This is a genomic window from Pseudoclavibacter sp. JAI123, from assembly GCF_013409665.1.
Lineage (GTDB): Bacteria > Actinomycetota > Actinomycetes > Actinomycetales > Microbacteriaceae > Pseudoclavibacter.
In genome coordinates, this window is the sequence record NZ_JACCCM010000001.1 from 1,347,188 (window position 1) to 1,370,658 (window position 23,471).

A 23,471-nucleotide genomic window follows, 5' to 3' on the forward strand; every position below is an offset into this window, starting at 1 on the left:
GCTCCTGGCCTGCGGAGAATAGGGTGGATGCATGAGCACCTCGCCAGTCCGCATCACCGTCACGGGAGCAGCAGGCAACATCGGCTACTCGCTCCTCTTCCGCATCGCATCCGGCTCCATGCTCGGCGACACCCCGGTCGAGCTGCGGCTCCTGGAGATCCCGCAGGCTGTCAAGGCCGCTGAGGGAACGGCGATGGAGCTCGCGGACGGCGCCTTCCCGCTGCTCCGTTCCGTGGACGTCTTCGACGACGCCGATGCGGCCTTCGATGGCACGAGCATCGCGCTGCTCGTCGGCTCCATGCCGAGGCGCGACGGCATGGACCGAGCCGACCTGCTCGAGGCGAACGGCGGCATCTTCGCGCCCCAGGGACGCGCGATCGGCGAGCACGCCGCTGACGACATCCGCGTGCTCGTCGTCGGAAACCCGGCCAACACGAACGCCTTGATCGCGCGCGCGGCAGCCCCCGACGTGCCGGGGGAGCGGTTCACGGCCATGATGCGCCTCGACCACAACCGCGCCATCGCGCAGCTCGCGGCCAGGGCAGGCGTCGGCGCCGGAGAGGTGTCCCGCATCCACGTCTGGGGCAACCACTCGAACACGCAGGTGCCGGATGTCGACCACGGCACGATCGGCGGCGTCCCGATTCGTGAGCGCATCGCCGATGACGCGTGGATCGACGGCGACTTCACCACCACCGTCGCGACGCGCGGAGCCGCCATCATCGCGGCCCGCGGGGCGTCCTCCGCCGCGTCTGCGGCCTCGGCCGCGGTCGACCACGTGCGCGACTGGGTGCTCGGCACACCGGAGGGGGACTGGACGACGGCGGCCCTGCCGTCGGAGGGCCACTACGGGATCCCCGAGGGGCTCGTCGCCGGAGTGCCGGTGATCTCGCGTGGTGGCCAGTGGGAGGTGGTGCAGGGCCTCGAGCTCAGCGAGCTGACGCGGACGCGCCTCGCGGCGACCGTCGCGGACCTCGAAGCGGAACGCGATAGCGTTGTCCGTCTGGGATTCGTTCCGTCGACCTCCTGAAGTGAGAAGAGCAGCAATGACCAATGCCGAACCGGACGTCCTCGCACTGGAGGTGCTGATCCGTCGTGACGGCGTCGGCGAGATCCGGGAAGGCGGCGCTGTCGAGCGCATCATCGCGGCCGACGCGGACGAGCTTCGCTCGGAGATCATGACGCGCGTCGTCGATCGCGCGACGCGCGAGGAGATCGTGATCGACCTCCGCACGATCGACATCGACGGCGTCTTCCCCCTCCGGGTGTCGCCAGATGGAAGCCTCGTCGAGACGGGCGACGTCGGCGAGCTCGCTCCTGGCGACGACCAGCTGACCGACCGGCTCGCGCACGCCGAGCCAGCGGAGTCGGGCATTTCGGCTGAGCCGGCCGTCGACGGCGGCTACGAGGCCTCGACAGGCGCGAACAGCGATGGCTTCCTCCCGCAGGGCAACGTGCACGAGACCGTGCGCATCCCTCGAGTCGAGATGATGCACCATGCGCTCGACCACGAGTCCGACGACGATGGCGTCATCCCCGGCCCGCCGCAGGGACAGGCAGCCGGGCCAGCCCCCGCGCCGGAGCTCGACGACGGACGACGCGACGCGACGCAGGGCGCGCCCGTGCCACAGGCGGAGACCCCGCCCGTGTGGTTCGAGGACCGGATCGACGAAGACGGCCTCGAGGACACCCAACCGTGGCAGCCGCGCTTCCCCCGCGACGCCCGCGCGCAGCGCGACCTCGACGAGGTCGAGAATGTCGAGACGGGACCGCGCGACATCATCCGACCCGGCCTGCCGCCCAGACCGACGAACACCGCACCGGTCGCCGCATCCGCCTCGGCAGGCACCGTGTCGAAGGCCGCATCCAGCACCGCCCCGGAGCGGCGCAAGAGCGACACCTCCGCGCCGACCCTCGCCGACCTCCTCGCCGACAAGCAGGCGGCGCCCGAAGCGCCCGCCCAGCAGGGATGGCGCAGCGCGCTGCGCGTCGGCACCGGAGGGCTCATCAAGCTCGGCCCGGGCGAAGCTGAGCGCATCAAGCGGGACGAGATCCGCCGAGTGCAGCGCCAGTTCGACGGATCAAGGACCGTCGTCGTCATGAACCCCAAGGGCGGCGCCCACAAGACCACGGCCACGCTCATGATCGCCGCCACGTTCGGTGAGATCCGCGGCGGCTACACGCTCGCCTGGGACAACAACGAGACGCGCGGCACCCTCGGGTGGCGCTCGCACCCAGGCAGCCACCGCAACACGGCCGTCGACTTCCTCAGGCAGCTGCCACGCTTCGAGGTCTCGGGAGGCGCGACCATCGCCGACGTCGACCGCTTCGTACGACCCCAGGGCGACGCCCAGTTCGACGTGCTCGCCTCCGACGACGACGCGGCCTCGGCCGCCATCATCGACGCAGAGGCGTTCTCGCGCATGCACCGCACCCTCAGCCGCTTCTACCGCGTGCTCGTCGTCGACACCGGCAACAACATGCGCGCCAGCAACTGGGAAGCCGCCCTCGACGTCGCCGACCAGCTCGTCATCGTCTCCACCGCGCGCGAGGACACCGCCGCATCCGCAGCCTGGCTCGCCGACGGCCTCCGAGAGCGGGGCTTCGGGGACAAGCTCGAGAACGCGGTCACGATCCTCTCGAGCCCCTCGGCGAAGGAGGACCAGGCGCTCACCGTCCGTCTGCGTCACCACTTCGAACGGCTCACCCGCGCCGTCGTTGAGGTACCGTACGACCAGGCTTTCGTCGGCGGTGGTGAGCTGAGCGTGTCCAGCCTCAAGCCCGCGACGCGCGACGCGTGGCGCACCGCGACCGCCGCCATCGCGGAACGCCTCTGACCGAATCCCAGACCTAGGAACCCAGTGCTCACGATCACCCACACCTCCCGTGCTGCCAGCCCGGAGGAGATGGACGACATCCAGACCGGTCTCAACGACCGCTACGGAGTCGTCCTCTCGTCCGGCGTCGAGTACCCGGGCAGGTACACGCGATGGGACATCGGGTTCATCGATCCTCCGCTCATGATCGAGGGGCGAGGCTTCGCCCTGCGGATGCGCGCCCTCAACGAGCGCGGCAGCATCCCGCTGAAAGCCTTCACCGAGGCGTTCGAGCGCTTGGATGGCGTCACGGTGCGGGTGCTCGCCGACGGCGAGGTCGAGATCGACGTGACCTCGCAGCGCGACGAGATCATCCCGGAAGAGCAGCGCACGCGGAGGCGTTCCAGCTTCAGCGTGCTGCGAGCCATCATCGAGACCATGCCGGACGACGCGCCCCACCTCGGCCTCTACGGCTCGTTCGGCTACGACCTCGTGCGGCAGATCGAGGCCCTCGACGCCCCGAACGGCGGCGACCAGCGCGACCTCGTCGTGTTCCTGCCCGACTCCGTGCTCGCCGTCGACCGCCAGCGCGGCGACGCCACGCGCCACGACTTCGAGTTCTCCGACGGCATCACCTCGACCGAGGGCATGCCACGCACCCGGGTGCCGAGCCCCTTCGTCGCACCCGCAGCATCCGCGCAGTCATCGCGCGACCACGAGCCGGGGGAGTACGCGGCGCTCGTCGAGTCGGCCAAGGCCTCCTTCGCCCGCGGCGACCTGTTCGAGGTCGTGCCCGGTCAGGCCTTCCGACGCCCCGTCCGCACCACCCCAGCCGACGTCTTCGCCTACCTGAAGCGCAACAACCCGGCCCCGTACGGCGCGCTCATGAACCTCGGCGGGCAGGAGTTCCTCGTGAGCGCCAGCCCCGAGATGTTCGTCCGCGTCGCGGGCAGCCGCGTCGAGACCGTGCCCATCTCCGGCACCATCGCCCGCGGGGCCGACGCGATCGAAGACGCCGACCGCATCCTCGAGCTCCTCAACAGCGACAAGGACCGCTCCGAGCTCACCATGTGCACCGACGTGGACCGCAACGACAAGTCGCGCGTCTGCGAGCCCGAGTCGATCAAGATCATCGGCCGACGCCAGGTCGAGCTGTACTCGAAGGTCATCCACACGGTCGACCACGTCGAGGGGCGACTGCGCCCCGAATTCGACGGGCTGGATGCGTTCGCGACCCACATGTGGGCCGTCACCGTCACCGGGGCCCCGAAGATCTGGGCCATGCGCTTCATCGACGAGCACGAACGCAGCCCGCGCACCTGGTACGGCGGGGCCATCGGCGTGCTGCACGCCAACGGCGACGTCAACACCGGGCTGACGATCCGCACCGCCATGATTCGCGACGGCATCGCCGAGGTCCGCGCCGGCGGCACGCTGCTCATGGACTCGACCCCAGCCGCCGAAGAGCTCGAGACCGAGATGAAGGCCTCCGCGCTCCTCGAGGCGCTCGACGCCGCCGCCGAGTCCGCATCCCCCAAGGTCGCCGCCGAGCCGGCGCCTTCCTTGAGCGGCCGCGGTCACCGCATCCTCTTCCTCGACCACGAGGACTCGTTCGTGCAGATGCTGGCCGGCTACATGCGCGAGACCGGCGCAGAAGTGCGCACCGTGCGCATCCCCAAGGGCGGCATCGAGCGCGAGGAGATGGCCCGCATCCTGGACGAGCAGCAGCCATCGCTTGTCGTCATGTCGCCCGGGCCCGGCGCGCCGAGCGACTTCAAGTCGTCCGAGCTGCTCGACGAGATCGTCGACCGTTCGCTTCCCATCTTCGGCGTCTGCCTCGGGCAGCAGGCCATCGGGGAGTACTTCGGCGCATCCCTCGGCCAGCTCGGGTACCCGCTGCACGGGCAGGAGCGGGAGGTCGTCGTGACCAACCCGGGATTCCTGGACGCCCTGCCGGAGCGCTTCGTCACGGGCCGATACCACTCGCTCCACATCGACCCCGCGACGATGCCGGAGAGCCTCGTGCTCGTCGCATCCGACGACGACGGCATCCCGATGGCGATCCAGCACCGAGACCTGCCGATCTTCGCGGTGCAGTTCCACCCGGAATCGCTCATGACGCTCCGCGACTCAGCCGGGAAGCGCATCATCGAGGCCGTCATGGAGCGCATTCCCGCGCGGGTGCCTGCGGCCTGAGCCACGTCCGTCATAGCGCGTGGCCGACTTCCGTGATGGACGGGAAGATCTGGCGTGCTGACGGGCGTCGGGAGCGTTTTCGTCACGCAAGTCGGTCAGGGCAAGCGTCAGGCACGGATGCCGGGCGCCGTCACGGGTGCCTTGGGCGTCAAGAGGCCGTGGGCGGCAGCGCCGCGGCGCTGCTCGTTGGCAGCGGAGCACTCAGCGACGACCTTTGACGCCTGCCAACGGCACCCGCAGTAGACCGGCCGGTCCAATTTCCGTGTTGGATGCGCGTGGCTGAGGCGCCCGGGGCCCGTTGGCGTCGTCTCGTCCCGGAAGCGGGTCAGGCGCCGGGCCGTCGGCGCGAGCCGCGTAGGTGGCTGCCTTCGGCGAGAAGTGCCCGCAGTGTGGCCTCGACACGCGGCCACTGGAACATCACCTGCTCGTAGGTCAAGCGCAGGACTCGGTATCCGAGCCTGTTCAGCACCAGGTCTCGACGGCGGTCATTCCGAGAGTGCCACTCCGCGGAATGAAACTCCTTAGAGTCGCACTCGATGACGAGGCGATCGCCGACAAGCAGGTCCACATCGCCGACGCCGACCACGTGGAACTGCGGAGTGACGCGCACGCCGCGCAGCTGGAGCCACAACCGGACGATGCTCTCCGTGCCGGATTGGCTCCGCGCATCCACGAATTTCAGCTTCTCGCGCGCGCTCACGGCGAGCGGGGCGGCCAGCTCGGTGAGCGAGCTTCGCGTGATGAGGCGCAACTGGAGCGCCGAGTCGGCGACGACGACAAGGTCGCGTTCGGGGAGGCACAGGAGCGCGCATTCGAGAGCAAGATCGATGTCGTCAACCGCATGCTTCTCAAGCGGGCGAGCTTGATGGACTGAGGCTCGATGCAGGACCACTTCGCCCGTGCGGGGGTTGGAAGACGGTGTGCGCGTGATGCCGAGCGCGCTCGCTGCGATTCGCACATGCACCCCGGAGTGAGGCGGAGTCCATACTCCTTGCGAACTGAGAGCCGTGAGGCAAGTGGCGCGACCGTGCAGGCGCACAGCTTCAACGACTGCGGCGGACGCGTCTGGCGTTGCAAACCAGCCAGGCGAAACCCGCCAGAAGGTCCCTTGTTTGAGCGACGCCTCTAACCCGCGGCGACTTCCGCCCTCTGCATTCCATTCAGCGCGAGAGAAGACCCCTCCGCTGGTTCGCGCGGGCGCTCTCGCAGTTGCTGGTTCTGGCATGCGCCAAGCACAGCGCAGATCTACCGACCCGTGAACAGGAAGCTGGCCTCCTGTGGAGTCGTCGCCATCCACAGCTCGCCTGCTGCGAAGTACGTGTCCAACTTTCGTGATGGGAGGCGAGCTCAGAGCGCCGGCGTGCTCGAAGTGGCCGATTCATCACGGAAGTTGGCCAGCAGCAGCAGCAGCAGACTGACCGAAGCCCGCGGAATTCGGGTCAGTGGAAGATGATCGTGCGCTGCCCATCGAGCAGCACGCGGTGCTCGGAGAACCACTTCACGGCCTGCGTGAGGGTGCGCGATTCTTCGTCCTGGCCGATGGCCATGAGCTCCTGGGGCGCACGTGTGTGGTCGACACGGACGACGTTCTGCTCGATGATCGGGCCCTCGTCGAGGTCGCTCGTCACGAAGTGCGCCGTCGCGCCGATGAGCTTGACGCCGCGGGCGTGCGCCTGACGGTACGGGTTCGCGCCCTTGAAGCCGGGCAGGAAGGAGTGGTGGATGTTGATGGCGCGGCCTGCGAGTTCTGCGCAGAGCTCGGGGGAGAGGATCTGCATGTACCTGGCGAGGACGACCAGCTCGATCTGCTGCTCCTCGACGACCTGCAGGATGCGGGCCTCGAAGGCCGCTTTCTCGTCTGGCCCGGTGACGGGGAGATATTCGAATGGCACCTCGTAGAACTCGGCGAGGCTCGCGAGGGCCTCGTTGTTCGCGAGGACAAGCGGGACGTCGATGTGGAGGTGGCCGGAGCGTTGACGGAAGAGGAGGTCGTTGACGCAGTGACCGGCTTTCGTCGCGAGGATGAGGGTGCGAACGGGGCGGCCGGCCTCGTCGAGGGAGACCTCGGCGCTGAAGCGCTCGGCGACTGGCTCGAGGCGGGCGAGGAGGTCCTCGCGGCTGGCGTCGGTGCGGATGTCGACGCGCATGAAGAAGCGACCGGTGTCTGTCGAGGAGAACTGCTGGAGTTCTTCGATGTTGCCCGCGGAGTCGACGATGGCTCCCGTGATGGCGTGCACGATGCCGGGCTGGTCTGGGCAGTTGAGGGTGAGCACCCATCGAGTTGCTTCTTGAATCACCACATCAGGGTAGCCGTCCTGCGCCTGAGGGGTAGACTTCACTGTGGTCGTGCGTATCGCTCGGCCCCCGGCGTGCCGGTACGCACGCAGTCGACTCCCTGGCGAGGGTTCCCGTTCGCCCGGAGTGCGCCGTTCGGATATTGCGAATGACTTCTCTCTCTGCTCCTGTGATGACGTCTGCCCCCAGGCTGCCGCTCGTCCCCCTGATCGCGCTTGCGTTCTCCACGTTCATCAGCGTCACGATCGAGATGCTGCCAACTGGCCTGCTCGAGCTCATGACCGTCGATCTCGGCGCGACGCGCGCGGAGATCGGCTGGCTCATGACGATCTTCGCCTTCACGGTCGTGCTGACGAGCACCCCGCTGACGGCGCTCACGAAGCGCGTCCCTCGACACGCGCTGCTGGTCGTGGTCCTCGCGGTCTTCGCGATCGGCTCCATAGCGTCGGCGTTTGCGCCCACGTATGCGTGGCTCGTCGTGACGCGCGTGGTCACGGGCCTCGCCCACGGCGTCTTCTGGGCGGTCGTCGCCTCCTATATCTCGCTCATCGCCCCGAAGGAGCTGCTGACGCGCGCGGTGTCGATCACGCTCGGCGGCGGCGCGATCGCCTACGTCCTCGGGGTGCCGATCGGCACCGCGCTCGGGCAGGCGTTCGGCTGGCGGTTCGCGTTCGGCTCGCTCGCGGTCGTGACGCTGCTCGTCGCGGTGCTGCTGTGGTTCCTGCTGCCACGCGTCAACCACCTCGACGACTCCTATTACACGCGCCCGATCGCGCTACCGGATGACTCGGATGAGGATGCGGTGCCTGCGAAGCGCGTCCGCTTCGCGCAGCGCTCGCTGCTGACGGTGATCCTGCTGTGCGTGATCACGCTCATCACGATGACGGCTCAGTACGCCTTCTACTCGTACATCTCGCCGTATTCGCTCGACGTCATCGGCTTCCCCGTCGAGACGCTGAGCCTCGTGCTCTTCGCCTACGGCATCGCCTCGGCCGGCGGGACTGCGCTCGCGGGTGTGTTCTTCACGGCACGGCCTCGCGTCGGCCTCGCGACCGGTTACGGCCTCATGCTCATCGCCGTGACGCTGCTGCTGTTCGCGCACGACACGACGGTGGCGCTCATCGCGCTGGTCATCTGGGGGCTCGGGATGGGTGTGCTGCCGCCGCTGCTGCAGTCGCGCATCCTGAGCGCCGCCCCGTCGCGCCACCGCGACCTGTCGAGCGCGCTGTACACGTCGGGCTTCAACTTCGGTATCGGCTCGGGTGCGCTCGTGGGCGGTCTGCTGCTGGATGCGGCGGGTCTCGTGGCGCTGCCGGTGTTCTTCCTGGCGATGGTCGGGCTCGGCCTGGTGAGCGCGCTGGTGCTCGACGCGGTGCTGGCTAGGCGTCCGCTGCAGCAGACGAGCTGACGCCGGACGAGCTGAACGCCGCCGGGGTCGCCGCTGGCAGGGTGATGGCGGCGGTGCTGAGGCCGGTCGCGCTGAGGTCGTCGGCGACCCGCTGGAGTCCGTCTCGCACTGCGGCGATGGTTGGCGACGCCGCGCTCGCGGTTCGGATCGACGTGAAGATCTCGCGCCGTGGTGCACCCGCGAGGCTGAGGAATCGCACGTTGGGCGTGGAGTGGGCCCAGGTGAGGTCGTTGAGGATGCCGACCGCGTGGCCGGTCTCGATGAACCGCATCTGCGCCTGCAGGTCGGCGGTCTCGTAGCGCACGTCGGGTTCGAAGCCCGCGACGCGGCACTGCTGCTCTCCCCAGTGGCGGGATGCTGAGCCCTGCGGTTCCATGACCCAGGCGAGCTCCGCTGCGTCGGCGAGGGTGGTGACGGGGGAGTCGACGGGCACGGCGAGGCGCAGCGCGTCGCCGGTGAGGAGCCGCTGGTCGAGCCCGGGGTGGTGGGGCGCGGCGTGGCCGGGGTACTGCTCGGCGACGACGACGTCGAAGTCTCCCGCGAAGGTGTCGAAGAGCGCGGATTCCGGTTCGTGCTGCACCATCTCGATGCGGAGGCCCGGGTGCTCTTCTTCCAGGACGCGGAGGAGCGGCGGGATGAGCGTGAGGGCCGCGGATTGGAACACGGCGATGCGAACCGTGCCGACGGCGCGGCTGGTGGAGGCGAGGACCTCCTGCTCTGCGATCTCGAGTCGTTCGAGGATCTCGGCGGTGTGCCCTGCGAGGATCTCAGCCTGCTGGGTGAGTTGCACGCGGCGCCCGTGCTTGCGGAGGAGTTCGACGCCGAGCTCGGCTTCGAGGGCCGAGAGCTGCTGCGAGACGGCCGACGGCGAGAAGTTGAGCGCCTTGGCGACTTCGGCGAGGGTGCCGCGGAGCTGTACTTCGCGGAGGAGTCGGAGCTTGCGTACGTCGAGCATGATCAATCATCACACGCGCTGACGGAAACGCGTCAATTTCCTTCACTTTACCTAACGGAAGTCGGGTGCCGATACTGGTCACATGACCGCCACCGAGACGCCTGTCTTCCCCACAGATTCCCTCACCGAGCTCGCGCCGGAGGCTGTCGCGCTCGTGCGCCGATGGCTGACGGAGGCGGCCGAGATCCCGGTGGATGCATCCGCCGCTCAGCTCGCCGGCGTGCTGAAGGATCCGCAGGGTCTCGACTTCACGGTCGGGTTCGTGGACGGGGTGGTGCGTCCCGAGGACCTCAAGGTCGCTGCGCGCAAGCTCGGCGAGATCGCCGATCAGGTGCCCGGCTTCCTGCCCTGGTACATGAAGAGCGCCGTGCGGGTCGGTGGCACGGTCGCGCCCGTCCTGCCTGGCGTCGTCGTGCCGGCCGCACGCAAGGTGCTGCGGGACATGGTCGGGCACCTCATCATCGACGCGACGGATTCGAAGCTCGGGCCCGCGATCGAGAAGATCCGCGGGAAAGGCGTGCGGCTCAACATGAACCTCCTCGGCGAGGCGGTGCTCGGCAAGAAGGAAGCGGCGCGTCGTCTCGACGGCACGACGAAGCTCCTGGCTCGCGACGACGTCGACTACGTCTCGATCAAGGTCTCCTCCACAACCGCACCACATCAGCCGTGGGCGTTCGACGAGGCCGTCGCCGATGTCGTCGAGGAGCTGACTCCGCTCTACCGGCTCGCCGTGAAGAGCCCGACGCGCAAGTTCATCAACCTCGACATGGAGGAGTACAAGGATCTCGAGATGACCATGGCGGTCTTCACGCGCATCCTGGACGACCCCGAGTTCCTGAACCTCGAGGCCGGCATCGTGCTGCAGGCCTACCTCCCAGACGCACTCGGGGCGATGATCCGACTGCAGGAGTGGTCAGCGGAGCGCGTGGCGCGTGGCGGGGCACCGATCAAGGTGCGGCTCGTGAAGGGCGCGAACCTGCCCATGGAGCGCGTCGAGGCGTCGCTGCACGGCTGGCCGCTCGCGACGTGGGGCACGAAGCAGGACTCGGACACGAGCTACAAGCGGGTCATCGACTACGCGCTCACGCCTGAGCGCGTCAAGAACGTTCGCGTGGGTGTCGCTGGCCACAACCTCTTCGACGTCGCGTTCTCCTGGCTGCTCGCCCAGCGCCGGGGCGCAACCGACGGCATCGAGTACGAGATGCTGCTCGGCATGGCGCAGAGCCAGGCCGAGGTCGTGAAGCGCGAAGTCGGCGGGCTGCTGCTGTACGTGCCGGTCGTGCACCCGCAGGAGTTCGACGTGGCGATCGCCTACCTCATCCGCCGCCTCGAGGAGGGGGCGAGCCAGGACAACTTCATGTCGGCGGTGTTCGAGCTGGCTGACAACGAGGAGCTCTTCGAGCGCGAATCGCAGCGATTCATCGCGTCGCTCGACGTGCTCGACCGTGAGGTGCCAGCGAGCAACCGAGTGCAGGACCGCACGGCGGAGCCAGCCCCGCTGCCCGCTGATCGCTTCGAGGAGACTCCGGACACGGACCCGTCGCTGCCCGTCAACCAGGCGTGGGCGCGTGGAATCCGCGAACGCGCGGAGGCGTCCACGCTCGGCGCAGAGACCATCGAGGCGAACACGGTCGGCACTGCCGGCGAACTGGATGCGCGTGTCACGCGTGCCGTCACGGGCAGCCAGTCGTGGGGTGCTCTGTCCGGCGCAGCGCGTGCCGAGATCCTGCACCGGGCGGGGGATGCGCTCGAGCGGCGCCGGGCTGATCTCATGGAGGTCGCCGCGTCCGAGGCGGGTAAGACCCTTGACCAGTCAGACCCCGAGATCTCTGAGGCCATCGACTTCGCGCACTACTACGCGGAGCTCGCCCGTGGGCTGGACAACGTCGACGGCGCATCCTTCGTGCCGTCGAAGGTCATCGTCGTGACGCCGCCCTGGAACTTCCCCGTCGCCATCCCGGCTGGATCGACCCTGGCCGCGCTCGCGGCGGGCGCCTCCGTCATCATCAAGCCGGCGCGGCCAGCGGCTCGCTGCGGTGCCGTCATGGTCGAGGCGCTCTGGGAGGCTGGCGTGCCGCGGGAGGTGCTGCAGTACGTGCAGTTCTCCGACCGTGAGCTGGGCAGCGAGCTCATCAAGAACCCGTCGGTCGACCGGGTCATCCTCACTGGTGGTATCGAGACGGCCGAGCTGTTCCGGTCGTTCCGCCCCGAGCTGCCGCTGCTCGCTGAGACGAGCGGCAAGAACGCCATCATCGTGACGCCGAGCGCGGACTACGACCTCGCGGCGAAGGACGTCGTGGCGTCGGCGTTCGGCCACGCGGGGCAGAAGTGCTCCGCCGCCTCCCTCGTGGTGCTGGTCGGTCAGGCGCAGCGCTCGCGCCGCTTCCGCGAGCAGCTGCTCGACGCGGTGCGCTCGCTCACGGTCGGCTACCCGTGGGACGCGCCGTCGCAGATGGGGCCGATCATCACGCCGGCCTCTGGCAAGCTGCTCGACGGGCTCACGACGCTCGGCGCGGGGGAGCGCTGGGTGGTCGAGCCTCGCCAGCTCGACGACAGCGGGAAGCTCTGGAGTCCTGGCGTGCGTGCGGGCGTGCAGCGCGGCTCCGAGTTCCACCTCGTGGAGTACTTCGGCCCGATCCTCGGCATCATGACGGCGGACACGCTCGAGGAGGCAATCGAGATCGTCAACGAGGTCGACTACGGGCTGACGTCCGGCATCCACTCGCTCGACCGCGGTGAGGTGGCGCAGTGGCTCGACACGATCCAGGCGGGAAACCTCTACGTGAACCGGGGCATCACGGGCGCGATCGTGCAGCGCCAGCCGTTCGGCGGGTGGAAGAAGTCGGTGGTCGGATGCACGACCAAGGCGGGCGGGCCGAACTACCTCGTCGGCCTCGGGACGTGGGAGCGGGCCCGCGCCGTCGACATCGCACCGGTCTCGAACGCCAGCGCGCAGACGCTCCTGGATGCGGCGGTGGCGATCGCGAAGGCGCAGCCGGCGGTGCTGACGAGTGCTGACACCGCGATGCTCGAACGCGCGCTCGGCAGCGACGCGCAGGCCTGGGCTGAGGAGTTCGGGCGCGACCGCGACGTGCAGGGGCTGTACGCCGAGCGCAACGTCTTCCGGTACCTGACGTTCCCGGGTGAGATCACGGTGCGGCTCTCCGAGGATGCACGCGTCGCGGATCTCCTGCGGGTCGTCGCGGCCGGACTCGTCGCCGGAGCGCAGCTGCGGGTCTCGACGGGGGTCGAGCTGCCCTCGGCGGCCAAGGCAGCGCTCGCGGGGGCCGGCGTGCGCATGCGGGCTGAGTCCGACGCGGAGTTCCTCTCGGCCGCAGGTTCGCTTCGAGGTGGGCGGATGCGTCTCATCGGCGGCGATGCGGTCGCGTTGGCGCGTGCCGTGGACGGCCGGGTGGACCTGGCGATCTACTCGGGAGCAGTGACCGAATCCGGTCGGGTGGAGACGCTGCCATTCCTTCGGGAGCAGGCGGTGTCCATAACGGCGCACCGTTTCGGCACGCCGAACGCGCTCACCGAGGGTATTCTCTCTCGGTGATGTTCGATCGCGTTCGAGGTCGCTGAATACCCCCGCGATTCTCCAGCCCGTCTTCTCTCGGTATTCTGATCCGAAGGTTGGGCAGGCTGGTGTCGGGGGTATTCAGTGCCGGGGAATGCACGTCAGGATCTCAGTGAGTGGCTCGGTAGGATCGCGCACTCGGGGGAGTCGTCAGGCTTCTTCTCCGCCGATGACGTAGATCCCGACGCATTCGAGGAATTCCGCGGAGAGTCGGGCTTGGCCCAATTCACGGGCACATCGACGACGATGAATGCCGCGGCGGGCGCGGATTTCCACGCGTACATCCTGAATACGCACGTCGGAACCGTGCAGCTCTTCGGCAGCCTTCGCCGGAGTTCCGGCTCGGAACGCGAGGGCGTGGATATCTCTCGCATCGAGAGCGAGAAGCTCGTCGTCATCGGAATGATCCGCGGGTCGCTCAAGTTCCGAACCGGCAGCCTCTCTGGTGTGCTCAACCCCGGCGACGTCCTCGTCGTGAACTCGAAGCATCCACTTGTCACGGCGAGTCTCGGCCCCATCGAGACGCTCGGCTTGGCCGTGCCCCTCGACGATGTCGCGAACGATGCGAGAATCACCGTCAGCGACCGCGCCGTCCGCCTGCCCGAGACGGCTCTGACCGCTGCCTTCCTGGCGTTCATCGGCCGCTACCTGGTGGAGGCGACGTCGGGCACCGGGGGCGGTCGCCGGTCGCCGGCCAGCACGGAACCCGCGCTCCACGACCTGCTGCGGGCTGTCCTCGCGCAGGTGACGCTTCCGGCATTGACACCCGCCCAGCATTCGCTGCGGATGAAGGAGGCGGTGCGCGAACTCATCGAGAAGTACCACGTCATCCAGGGCTTCGACGCGGACAGCATCGCGCGGGCCCTGCACATCAGCAGGCGGAAGCTGTACCGCGATCTCGCCGATGAGGCCGACGGCATCGCGGGGCTCATCGCGGCACGCCGGGTCCAATCGGCGGCGGCGCTCCTGGTCGAGCAGCCGCAGCTCTCGCTCAGCGACGTGTCGGCTGCGGCGGGTTTCGGGGACGCGACCACGATGCGGCGACATTTCCTCACGCGACTCGGCATGACACCCGCCGACTACCGCAAGGAACGCGCCTGACCGCGTAGCCTCATGTCTGCGGCTCCGGGCTCCCGCGGCGGGCTCGCCGAGGCGCCAGGCGCAGCGTAGCTCCCTGTTCCCTCATCGCCGACAGAAGGATGACCGTGGCCTCGTCCATTCACCGCCCAGCGCTCGTGACCGCGAAGATCGGGTTCGGTCTGCTCGCCTTCTCCTCGATCGTGTCGGAGATCGCGACGATCGTGGAGCGCGGCACCTGGGTGCCGGAGAACTTCTTCGCCTACTTCACGATCGAGACCAACATGCTCGTCGTGCTCTCGCTGCTGCTCAGCGCCGTCGCGACGGCGGCTAACGCGCAGGGGGCCCGGATCAATGCGTTCCGCGCCGCCGTCACGGTCTACATCCTCATCGTGGGCATCGGCTTCGCGCTGCTGCTCTCCGGCCTGACCGACGTGGACTTCACCGCCGTCCCGTGGAACAACACCGTGCTCCACTACGTCATGCCGGTCGTGATGCTGATCGATCTCCTCATCGACCGGCCGGCGAAGCGCATCCGGTTCGGCACGGCGCTCATCTGGCTCATCTTCCCCGCTGGCTACGCGGCCTTCTCGCTCGTGCGCGGCAACCTCATCGGCTGGTACCCCTACCCCTTCCTGAACCCCACGGAGCAGGGTTACGCGCCGGTTGTGCTCACGATCATCGGCCTCGTCGTGCTCGGGGTCGCGCTCACCTGGCTCGTCACGCTGCTCTCGCGGCGACCAGGCAAGTCGCGCTAGACTTCTGACGGCCGCGACTGGCGTTCAGGTGGGTCACCACCGGGGAGCGGCTCTTCGGGTTTCGAGCCGTTCGCCTGGGCTCGCCGGTTCACGACCACATGTTCGCCGTGCCATCCGGTTTTCTGAAGGAGCCTTCGTGACCGATACGTTCAATTCCCCACTGAGTGAAGTCGACCCCGAGATCGCAGCGGTCCTCGAGCAGGAGCTCGACCGCCAGCGCTCGACACTCGAGATGATCGCCAGCGAGAACTTCGTTCCGCGCGCGGTCCTCGAGGCCACCGGCAGCGTCCTCACCAACAAGTACGCCGAGGGCTACCCCGGTCGCCGCTACTACGGCGGCTGCGAAGTCGTCGACATCGCCGAGAACCTCGCCATCGAGCGCGCCAAGTCGCTGTTCGGCGCCGAGTTCGCGAACGTCCAGCCGCACTCCGGCGCAACCGCCAACGCCGCCGTCATGCACGCCCTCGCGCGCCCGGGCGACACCCTGCTCGGCCTCTCGCTCGACCACGGCGGACACCTCACGCACGGCATGAAGATCAACTTCTCCGGCCGCCTCTACAACATCGTCGCCTACGGCGTCGACGCCGAGACCTCGCAGATCGACATGGAGCAGGTGCGCGAGCTCGCGCTCGAGCACAAGCCGAAGGTCATCGTCGCCGGCTGGTCCGCTTACCCGCGGCAGCTCGACTTCGCGAAGTTCCGCGAGATCGCGGACGAGGTCGGCGCCTACCTGTGGGTCGACATGGCGCACTTCGCCGGACTCGTCGCCGCTGGCCTGCACCCCAACCCGGTGCCGCACGCGCACGTCACGTCCAGCACTGTCCACAAGACCATCGGCGGACCCCGCTCCGGCTTCATCCTGACCAACGACGCCGACCTGGCGAAGAAGATCAACACGGCTGTCTTCCCCGGCCAGCAGGGTGGCCCCCTCATGCACGTCATCGCCGGCAAGGCGACGGCGTTCAAGCTCGCGGCGACGGACGACTTCAAGGACCGCCAGGAGCGCACGCTGCGCGGCGCGAAGATCGTCGCCGACCGCCTCCAGCAGGCCGATGTCGCCGGCGCCGGCATCTCGGTCCGCTCCGGCGGAACCGACGTGCACCTCATCCTCGTCGACCTCCGCAACGCGGAGATCGACGGCAGGCAGGCCGAAGACCTCCTCCACGAGGTCGGCGTCACCGTCAACCGCAACGCGGTCCCCAACGACCCGCGCCCGCCGCTCATCACGTCGGGCCTGCGCATCGGCACGCCCGCGCTCGCGACCCGTGGCTTCGGCGACGTCGAGTTCACCGAGGTGGCCGACGTCATCGCGCTGGCACTGCTCCCTGACGCGGATGTGCCCGCCCTGCGTGCTCGCACGAAGGCGCTCGCCGACGCGTTCTCGCTCTACCCGGGCCTCGGCGAAGCATGACCGCTGCCGCACTCGACGGCAAGAAGGCCGCGGCCGACATCAAGGCCGAGCTTCGCGAGCGCGTAGCCGCGCTCGCGGAGCGGGGCGTCGTGCCAGGACTCGGGACGATCCTCGTCGGCGACGACCCTGGCTCGAAGTGGTACGTCGCGGGCAAGCACCGCGACTGCGCCGAGGTGGGCATCGAGTCGATCCGCGTCGACCTCCCCACGGAGACCACGCAGGAGGAGCTCGAGGCGGAGATCGATCGCCTCAACGCGGATCCCGCCTGCACGGGGTACATCGTGCAGCTGCCGCTGCCGAAGCACATCGATCAGGACCGCGTGATCGAGCGGATCGACCCGTCGAAGGACGCGGACGGCCTGCATCCCACCAACCTGGGCCGCCTCGTGCTGAACGCCAACGACCCGATCGTGACGCCGCTGCCGTGCACGCCTCGCGGCGTGATCGAGCTGCTGCGCCGCAACGACATCTCGTTGAACGGCAAGCACGTGCTCGTCATCGGGCGCGGCGTGACGGTCGGCCGCTCCATCGGTCCGCTGCTCACGCGCCGAGAGAACAACGCGACGGTCACCCTCACGCACACGGGCACGCCGGACATCGGCGTGCTCGCGCGCGAGGCCGACGTCATCGTGTCCGCGGCGGGTGTGGCCGGCATTGTTCGCCCCGAGTGGGTCAAGCCTGGCGCCGCGGTGCTCGACGTCGGTGTGAGCCGTGTCGAGGACCCTGAGACGGGCAAGTCGAAGGTCGCGGGCGACGTCGACCCCGGTGTCTGGGATGTGGCGGCGTGGGTGTCGCCGAACCCCGGCGGTGTCGGGCCCATGACTCGCGCGCTGCTGCTCGAGAACGTCGTCGAGCAGGCCGAGCGCCTCAACCCGGCGGTCTAGCTCCGCACGGCGAAGGGCCCGAGCAGTTCATCGAACTGCTCGGGCCCTCTGCCGTCGCTCCCCGGATCCCGCGCCGCGGCCGCCGCGCGCTACGCCTGGGGCCGTCGCTTGCGCACCGCGGTGATGCCGAGCACTCCGGCACCGCCGGCCACGAGGGCCACTGCCAGCGTCACGAGCCACGATGCGTCAGTCGCGCCGGTCTGGGCGAGCGTGGGCGTGCCGCCGGCTTCAGCCGTCGGCGTCGGCGCCGTCACGGGCGGGGCAGCGGATGCTGTCGGCGCGACCGTCGTGCCGGGCGTGGGGACAGCGGTGGGTTCCGCCGTCGGTTCTGCCGTCGGCGGGGCGACCGTCTCGACCGGGCCTGCGGTTGTTGTCGGTGTCGGCGTGGGCGTCGGCGCTTCGATTGCCAGCTCCGGGGTCGTCGAGGGGGCGACCCGGTGCAGGGTCGCCTGCTCGTAGTCGTAGGACATCGCGAGGAGTGCGGCGTCCTGGCTGCGCGGTGCGGCGAGCTCGAGGCCGACCGCGGCGCCCGTCGACGTGAAGCCGGCGGGCAGCGATACGGTCGGGATGCCCGTGTTCGCGCCGAGGTCGCAGAACGTGGTGCCGGCCCAATCTGGCGTCGCGGAGGTCGCGCTCGTCGGCATCGCGAGGGCGTCGAGGTCGTTGTCGATGAAGAACTGGTCCATCGCGGCCTTGCCGGCATCCTGCTCCGCCACGGCGGCGTCGTAGGCCGCATTCGGGATGTCCTCGTTGCTGAGGAAGTAGTCGATGTCGTCCTGCGTCATCGACGACTTCCCGTCGGCGATGACGTCGGCGAAGGTCAGCTCGTCCGGGTCGCCCGTGAGCTCCGCCAGCCCCTCCGGCCAGGACGCGGCCGTGCTGGCGAAGAACGAGTCGATGCTCGGGCGCATGTCGATCCAGCCACCGCTCTTGAGCGTGCCGGTGAGGAACTCGCTCGTGAAGGCCGGCACTTCGACGACCTCGGCGCCCTGGGCCCGCAGGTCCTCGACGGCCTGATCGATGAGGGCAGTCGTCTCGGCGAGGCCGGGGCGGTCCGGGTTCTCCTCGTAGTCCCAGCGGATGTAGCCGATGCGCTGCCCTTCGAGGGCCGAGTCGCTGAGGCCCTCGACGTAGGAAGTGGTGTCCTGCTCGTTGGCGATGACCGTCTGCGAGTCGGTCGGGTCGTACCCGGCGAGCACCTCCATGAGGAGTGCGGCGTCGGTGACCGTGGTGGTCATGGGGCCGGAGACGTCCTGCCGCAGCGAGAGCGGCACGATGCCGGTGACGCTGGTCAGGCCCATCGTCGGGCGGTATCCGACGAGGCTCTGGTGGGCGCTGGGGCCGACGATCGAGCCGCAGGAATCGGTGCCGAGTCCGGCCGGTGCGAAGGCAGCGGCGACGGCCGCTCCGGTTCCGCCGCTCGAGCCGCTGGCGCTGTTCGCCTGGTTGTACGGGTTGTTGGTGCGCCCGCGTTCGGAGCTCAGCGTGTAGGTTCCGTGCCATGCGAACTCGGAGAGGTTCGTCTTGGCGATGATGATCGCGCCGGCGTCGCGGAGGCGCTGCACCGCTGTCGAGTCGAGCTCGGTCTGGTAGGTGTGCAGGGATGCGCTGCCGGCGGTCGTGGGCATGTCGAACGTCGCGTAGTTGTCCTTCACGAGGATCGGGACGCCGTGCAGCGGCCCGCGCAGGGTGCCGGCGGCGCGCTCGGCGTCGAGTTCGGCGGCCGTGCTGAGCGCCTCCGGGTTGGCGAGGATCACGGCTGCCAGGCCGGGTTGGTCGCCGTACGGGTCGTCGTAGGCGGCGATGCGGTCGAGGTACCGCTGTGTGAGGTCGACGGAGGTGGTCCGTCCCGCTTCGAGGAGTACGAGCGCATCCGTGATGCTGAGGTTCACGACTTCTGGTGCAGCGGGGAGCGTGACCTCGGTGCTTGGGGCACCGAATGCTGACGGTGCGGTGAGGGCGGCGCTCAGGGCCAGGCCGGAGCAGAGGGCGGTGGCGGCGGTGATCTGGGTGACTCGGCGGAATGCGGGCTTGTGTGGCAACGGAGACCTTTGCAAGGAGAGGACGACGGGGATGTCGTCAGTCTCGGCCGGTCCGGTTTCGCTGCTGTTTCGAGCGTGTGTTGTTTTTCGCACGGGTGCGCCCGGCAGATGCATCTGATCGGTGCGCCCGCCGTGTCCCGCGCCCAGGCGGTCAGTCGCGCGTCGCGACGACCCTCGTGAGCGTGATGCGGGTCTGCTTCTTGGGCAGGGCTTTGCCTTCGCGGCGATCCACGTACTCGGTCTCGCTGACGCGGAACGTGCGGCCGGGGCGGTGGGGCGTGTGCAGGTCGGGGAACACTCCGCGGGCGACCTGCTCGAGCAGCTCGAGCCCCTCGGCCTCGGTGCCGACTGGCTCGGAGTGCCCGAGCTTGGTGCCGACCGCGCTGATGCTCACGGTCTCGGTGATGACAACGTACTGCTCGCTCATGCTGATCCTCCAGTGCTCGGCCGGGGTGCATCCCGACACCTTCACGCTACGAGGAGGAAGGTGGCGGGCGCTTCGGCCGTGCGGCGGAGTTGCAGGGGGATCTGGCCGAGCGGTTCAGCCCTGAGGCTGAGCCTGGCGCTGCGCGTCGAACGAGGCGAGCAGCTGCTCGACACGCTCCGTGATGACCTCGCTGCCGTATTCGGGGGCGGATGCGATGGTGCCGTCGGCGGCCAGGAGGAGTGCTGCGGGGGTGGCTTCGGCTTCGAAGTACTCGGTGACCGCCTTCGCCCCGAAGTAGGTGGAGGGGAGGGCGCTCGGGTAGCTCTTCTTGATGGAGGCGCGGCTGGAGGAGGTGGCGACGATGATCTGCGCGTCGTCGCCCATGCGCCGCGACCAGTCGCCGATCTGGCTGAGCACGGGGCCGCAGGAGCCGCATCCGACTCTCGCGAAGATGAGGATGGTCGTCTTGCGGGGGATGACGACGAGGTTGTAGAGCAGCTCGGGGGAGCCGTCGCCCGACACGAGCTCGAGGTTGTGGGGGATCATGTCGCGCGCGCTCGGGTCCGAGATGAGGTCGGGGCCCTGCTCGACGAGTTCGAAGTCCTGCCCGGAGCTCACCGCTCCGGCCGTCGACGTCACGGTGGGAGCCGGTGTCTTCACGAGGCTCGCGACGATGCCGAGCAGGGCGACGATCGCGATCGCGACGAGCCACATCCAGTCGGCCAGCGAGAAGAGGGCCAGCTGGGTCGGCACGCCGAGGGCCATGCCAGGGATGACCGTCGCGAGCAGGGCGGCGAGGGTGAGGCCGGCGTTGCGCCAGATCGTGATCTGGCTGACCGGTTCGGTGCTGAGGGCGCCGAAGCAGTTGCAGTCGACGGCCTGGCGCTTGGCGACGCTTCGGGCGACGACGGTGAGGTAGGCGGCCATGAGGAGGGTGCTGAGGCCGGCGGCGACGAGGTAGGCGGGGCCGCTCAGGAGGAGGAGTGCTGCCCCCAGGATGATCTCGCCGATGGGCAGGGCGACGGCGGTCCAGGGCTTCCGGAGCGCGGCGGGTACGCCGAAGGCGGCGAACGACTGGAGCGTGCGGGAGCGTTGGGGGAGCTTCAGGGCTCCGCTCGCGATGAGGACGCAGGCGACGAGAACAGGGAAGATCACGAAGGTGGGAAGCACTCGTTCATTATCGCTGGTGTGCGGCGCGTCGCCTCGTCGAGCTTGACCGTCGGCTCGGCGCCGTCGAAGATCGACGCATGCGCCTGAATTCCCTCGATGTGGTGCGCGGCTTCGCGATCTTCGCCATGATCATCGCTCACACGGTCGTGTTCTTGGACGACCGCGAGCCGCGGGCGCTGGAGGTGCTGTTCCACTTCCTCAACGATGCGGCGTCGCCGCTGTTCGCGCTGGTGATCGGTGTGACTGCGGGCTACCAGCTGCGGGAGGCTTCGCGGTGGGATGCGCGTCGGAAGAGCTTCTTCGCGATCTCGTGGGTCATCAAGTCGATCGTGCTCATCCTCGTTGGCCTGCTGCTGAGCATCAACTTCTCTGGCGTGCTCATCGTGTTGGACTTCCTGGGCATCATGATGCTCGCGGCGACCCCGTTCCTCTTCCTTCCTGCGGCGTGGTCTGCGGGTGCTGCCCTGGTGTTCTTGGCGGCGGCCCCGCTCGTGAACGAGGCTGCCCGCAGCTGGGCGCTCACGTCGGCGTTCTCGCCGACGTCGATGTACGACCCGACGGCCCTCCTGCTGGATTGGACGGTGCTGGGTTCGGCGTACCGTCTCACGAACTTGCTGCCGATGCTGCTGATCGGCTTCTTGCTGGCGCGGTGGCAGCTCGGCGATCTGCGCCGTACGGCGTGGGTGTTCGGCGGGGGAGCGGTGCTGCTCGGTGCGTCACTGCTCATGCGTCGTTGGGAGGAGGCGACGACGGGGGTCGCCCAGTCCGGTTCGTATGGTGATGAGGCTCGTGATCTCGGGCTCGCGCTGCTGGCGTACGCGGGCATCCAGCTGCTCGGCGACTTCTCGGGTGAGCGGATGCGCACGTGGTTCGCCCGGCTGACGAGGCCGCTTGCCGATATGGGCACGATGGCGTTCACGATCTACTGCCTGCACGTGCTGATCCTGACGGCGATCTGGTCGCAGCTGCTGCTCGGCGAGGAGAACTGGCTGGCTGGGCCGGGGCTGATCTACCGGCAGCCGGAGGGTGTGCTGACGATGGTGGCCATCATGGTGGTGTGCATGCTGTTCGCCACGCTGTGGCGCCGGTATCTCGGGGTTGGCCCGCTCGAGAGGGTCATCGGGGTGCTGTCGCTCAGGCATCCGCCGGAAACATTGCTTGCAGTTCCTTCCGCTTCGACCAGGCGATCCGAACCAGCTCTTCCAGCACCTCGAGGTTGAGGGAGGAGAAGCGACCGGCCCAGATGCAGTCCTTGCCGAGCTTCACCTTGCCGAGCTGCTCGATGAGGCCATCCGGAGCCCACATCTGCAGACCGTAGATGGACATCGACGCTTTGCGCGGTGAGAACCCGAGGATCATCGCGTCGCCCGAATGGCCGCTCTCGTACGTGTAGTGGTAGCTGCCGTAGCCGATCATCGTCGGCCCCCACACGACGGCTTCCTCGCCCGTGACCCGATCCATGATCTCCTTCAGGATGCGCGCATCTTCGCGCCGCCCCGCGGGCTCCGCCTGGTCGATGATGAGATCGGGTGAGACATCTGACGGCTTCGTCTTCGTTTCTGCCATGACGAGAGTATGGACCCAGCCGCCGACAAAACGTGTCCCAGCGGCGCTGAACCCTGGTCACGATTCGCGATAGGATTCCCCACGGTCGCCGCACTCCAGGCGACTGTGGGGCCTGTAGCTCAGTTGGCAGAGCATCGGACTTTTAATCCGCGGGTCGTGGGTTCGAGCCCCACCGGGCCCACCCTTCTCGCTGCTGACCACCTGGAATGCTTGCGGTCTCGTTGAGATACCAGCTGCAATTCCTCGCAGGTTCGAGCCGATGTTCGGACGTGCTACTCAGATTGCGTTAGATAAGTCCGACTGGCGCATCTTCTCGCGCCAGAGTAGCTGGACGATGAGTCCACGCTCGTACTCGGCGAGGGTGGAGAGCACGTTCAGCATGAGGCGGCCCGTTTGCGTCGCCGGATCGATACCGTCGGAGACTGAGCGCACGTGGATGCTGCACTCCCGCGACAAGTTGACGGTGTCGCGGGCGTCGATGAGTGCGTACCCCACGTGATCGACCCGCGACGAGACGACAGCATTGCCGGTCTCTGCGCTCGAGTAGTCGCGTCACGCCCCGGCGTTTGATCGCAGTCAGGCGTACGGAGGTGACGTCGGCGAAGACGTCGCGCACCTGGACGCCGACGAGTGCGTCGAGCTGGAGCTGCGCATCCTGAGGCGCGGACTAACGCGGGCGTAGCCGAGGAGCCTCACCCGGGCAGTTTGCCTCAGAAACCCCGTGGCTCGTGCAGGCCGAGACGATTCGTGATGAGGCGAGTTTTCGAGACAAGCTTGGTCCCGGGTTTACGGGGGAGTGGTCGCACCTCGTGCAGGGTGCCTCTATGTCTCGAAAGTCTAATGGTTTATGCACCACGCCTCTCACAGTCCCTTCAACACCCAAGCAGCT

At 68.5% G+C, this 23,471-nt stretch carries 17 protein-coding genes, 1 tRNA gene, 1 pseudogene and 1 riboswitch; of the genes and pseudogenes, 11 read left to right on the plus strand and 8 right to left on the minus strand.

What is annotated here, in order from left to right:
- Positions 1 to 31 precede the first annotated feature (31 nt).
- The 3 genes from HDC34_RS06360 to HDC34_RS06370 are packed head-to-tail and all read left to right on the plus strand — an operon-like array spanning position 32 to position 5,012.
- Complete coding sequence (locus tag HDC34_RS06360) at positions 32 to 1,030, plus strand: malate dehydrogenase (RefSeq protein ID WP_179556277.1); 999 nt, start codon at positions 32 to 34, stop codon at positions 1,028 to 1,030.
- Between the two features lie 16 nt (positions 1,031 to 1,046).
- Positions 1,047 to 2,837 carry a chromosome partitioning protein gene (locus HDC34_RS06365; RefSeq protein WP_179556278.1) on the plus strand — a complete coding sequence of 597 codons (1,791 nt, stop codon included), beginning with the start codon at positions 1,047 to 1,049 and terminating at the stop codon, positions 2,835 to 2,837.
- Positions 2,838 to 2,861: 24 nt separating this feature from the next.
- Complete coding sequence (locus HDC34_RS06370; protein WP_308807279.1) at positions 2,862 to 5,012, plus strand: anthranilate synthase component I; 2,151 nt, start codon at positions 2,862 to 2,864, stop codon at positions 5,010 to 5,012.
- A gap of 325 nt (positions 5,013 to 5,337) precedes the next feature.
- On the opposite strand, the gene HDC34_RS18270 is transcribed toward HDC34_RS06370, so the two are convergent.
- Together HDC34_RS18270 and purU are read right to left on the minus strand one after the other, a co-directional pair.
- Positions 5,338 to 6,237: an endonuclease domain-containing protein gene (locus HDC34_RS18270; RefSeq protein ID WP_374757221.1), complete on the minus strand. Its 900-nt coding sequence runs from the start codon at positions 6,235 to 6,237 to the stop codon at positions 5,338 to 5,340.
- 214 nt (positions 6,238 to 6,451) lie between these two features.
- The gene (gene purU, locus HDC34_RS06380; RefSeq protein WP_371030164.1) at positions 6,452 to 7,309 is read right to left on the minus strand and encodes a formyltetrahydrofolate deformylase; all 858 of its coding nucleotides are present in this window, start codon (positions 7,307 to 7,309) and stop codon (positions 6,452 to 6,454) included.
- Between the two features lie 170 nt (positions 7,310 to 7,479).
- Here purU and HDC34_RS06385 point away from each other — a divergent pair, with 170 nt between their 5' ends.
- A complete protein-coding gene (locus tag HDC34_RS06385) occupies positions 7,480 to 8,715 on the plus strand; it encodes an MFS transporter (protein WP_257023086.1) in 1,236 nt (411 codons plus the stop codon).
- Here the strand turns inward: HDC34_RS06385 and HDC34_RS06390 are convergent.
- Entirely contained in the window at positions 8,687 to 9,670 is a 984-nt protein-coding gene (locus HDC34_RS06390; protein WP_104312772.1) for a LysR family transcriptional regulator, read from the minus strand. The two genes, HDC34_RS06385 and HDC34_RS06390, sit on opposite strands and share 29 nt — an antisense overlap.
- A gap of 82 nt (positions 9,671 to 9,752) precedes the next feature.
- On the opposite strand from HDC34_RS06390, the gene HDC34_RS06395 reads away from it, so the two are divergent.
- The 5 genes from HDC34_RS06395 to HDC34_RS06415 all read left to right on the plus strand — a co-directional run bounded on the left by HDC34_RS06395 (position 9,753) and on the right by HDC34_RS06415 (position 17,377).
- Positions 9,753 to 13,226 (plus strand): proline dehydrogenase family protein, encoded by a 3,474-nt coding sequence (locus HDC34_RS06395; RefSeq protein WP_179556281.1) that lies wholly within the window; start codon positions 9,753 to 9,755, stop codon positions 13,224 to 13,226.
- Positions 13,227 to 13,463: 237 nt separating this feature from the next.
- Positions 13,464 to 14,348 (plus strand): AraC family transcriptional regulator, encoded by an 885-nt coding sequence (locus HDC34_RS06400; protein ID WP_179556282.1) that lies wholly within the window; start codon positions 13,464 to 13,466, stop codon positions 14,346 to 14,348.
- A gap of 104 nt (positions 14,349 to 14,452) precedes the next feature.
- On the plus strand, positions 14,453 to 15,082 hold the full coding sequence (locus HDC34_RS06405) for a Pr6Pr family membrane protein (protein WP_179556283.1): 630 nt from the start codon (positions 14,453 to 14,455) through the stop codon (positions 15,080 to 15,082).
- A gap of 3 nt (positions 15,083 to 15,085) precedes the next feature.
- A riboswitch (ZMP/ZTP riboswitch) is annotated at positions 15,086 to 15,169 on the plus strand.
- A 49-nt stretch (positions 15,170 to 15,218) separates the two neighbouring features.
- On the plus strand, positions 15,219 to 16,493 hold the full coding sequence (glyA, locus tag HDC34_RS06410) for a serine hydroxymethyltransferase (protein WP_179556284.1): 1,275 nt from the start codon (positions 15,219 to 15,221) through the stop codon (positions 16,491 to 16,493).
- Positions 16,490 to 17,377, plus strand: coding sequence for a bifunctional methylenetetrahydrofolate dehydrogenase/methenyltetrahydrofolate cyclohydrolase (locus HDC34_RS06415; protein WP_104253972.1), 888 nt, complete (start codon positions 16,490 to 16,492; stop codon positions 17,375 to 17,377). The genes glyA and HDC34_RS06415 overlap by 4 nt, the downstream gene beginning before the upstream one ends.
- 89 nt (positions 17,378 to 17,466) lie before the next feature.
- Here HDC34_RS06415 and HDC34_RS06420 read toward each other — a convergent pair whose 3' ends face one another.
- The 3 genes from HDC34_RS06420 to HDC34_RS06430 form a co-directional block, all read right to left on the minus strand.
- Positions 17,467 to 19,419 (minus strand): amidase, encoded by a 1,953-nt coding sequence (locus HDC34_RS06420; RefSeq protein WP_257023088.1) that lies wholly within the window; start codon positions 19,417 to 19,419, stop codon positions 17,467 to 17,469.
- A gap of 151 nt (positions 19,420 to 19,570) precedes the next feature.
- Positions 19,571 to 19,846: a hypothetical protein gene (locus tag HDC34_RS06425; RefSeq protein ID WP_104312661.1), complete on the minus strand. Its 276-nt coding sequence runs from the start codon at positions 19,844 to 19,846 to the stop codon at positions 19,571 to 19,573.
- Between the two features lie 114 nt (positions 19,847 to 19,960).
- Positions 19,961 to 21,016 carry a MauE/DoxX family redox-associated membrane protein gene (locus HDC34_RS06430; RefSeq protein ID WP_179556286.1) on the minus strand — a complete coding sequence of 352 codons (1,056 nt, stop codon included), beginning with the start codon at positions 21,014 to 21,016 and terminating at the stop codon, positions 19,961 to 19,963.
- 77 nt (positions 21,017 to 21,093) lie between these two features.
- Between HDC34_RS06430 and HDC34_RS06435 the strand changes: the two genes are divergently transcribed.
- The gene (locus HDC34_RS06435) at positions 21,094 to 22,236 is read left to right on the plus strand and encodes an acyltransferase family protein (protein WP_179556287.1); all 1,143 of its coding nucleotides are present in this window, start codon (positions 21,094 to 21,096) and stop codon (positions 22,234 to 22,236) included.
- Here the strand turns inward: HDC34_RS06435 and HDC34_RS06440 are convergent.
- Complete coding sequence (locus HDC34_RS06440; protein ID WP_179556288.1) at positions 22,151 to 22,582, minus strand: DUF1801 domain-containing protein; 432 nt, start codon at positions 22,580 to 22,582, stop codon at positions 22,151 to 22,153. The genes HDC34_RS06435 and HDC34_RS06440 overlap by 86 nt on opposite strands.
- 108 nt (positions 22,583 to 22,690) lie before the next feature.
- On the opposite strand from HDC34_RS06440, the gene HDC34_RS06445 reads away from it, so the two are divergent.
- Positions 22,691 to 22,763: transfer RNA gene (locus HDC34_RS06445), tRNA-Lys, on the plus strand.
- 95 nt (positions 22,764 to 22,858) lie between these two features.
- Here the strand turns inward: HDC34_RS06445 and HDC34_RS18030 are convergent.
- A pseudogene (locus tag HDC34_RS18030) lies at positions 22,859 to 23,110 on the minus strand (recombinase family protein); the annotation flags it as partial.
- Between the last annotated feature and the right edge of the window lie 361 nt (positions 23,111 to 23,471).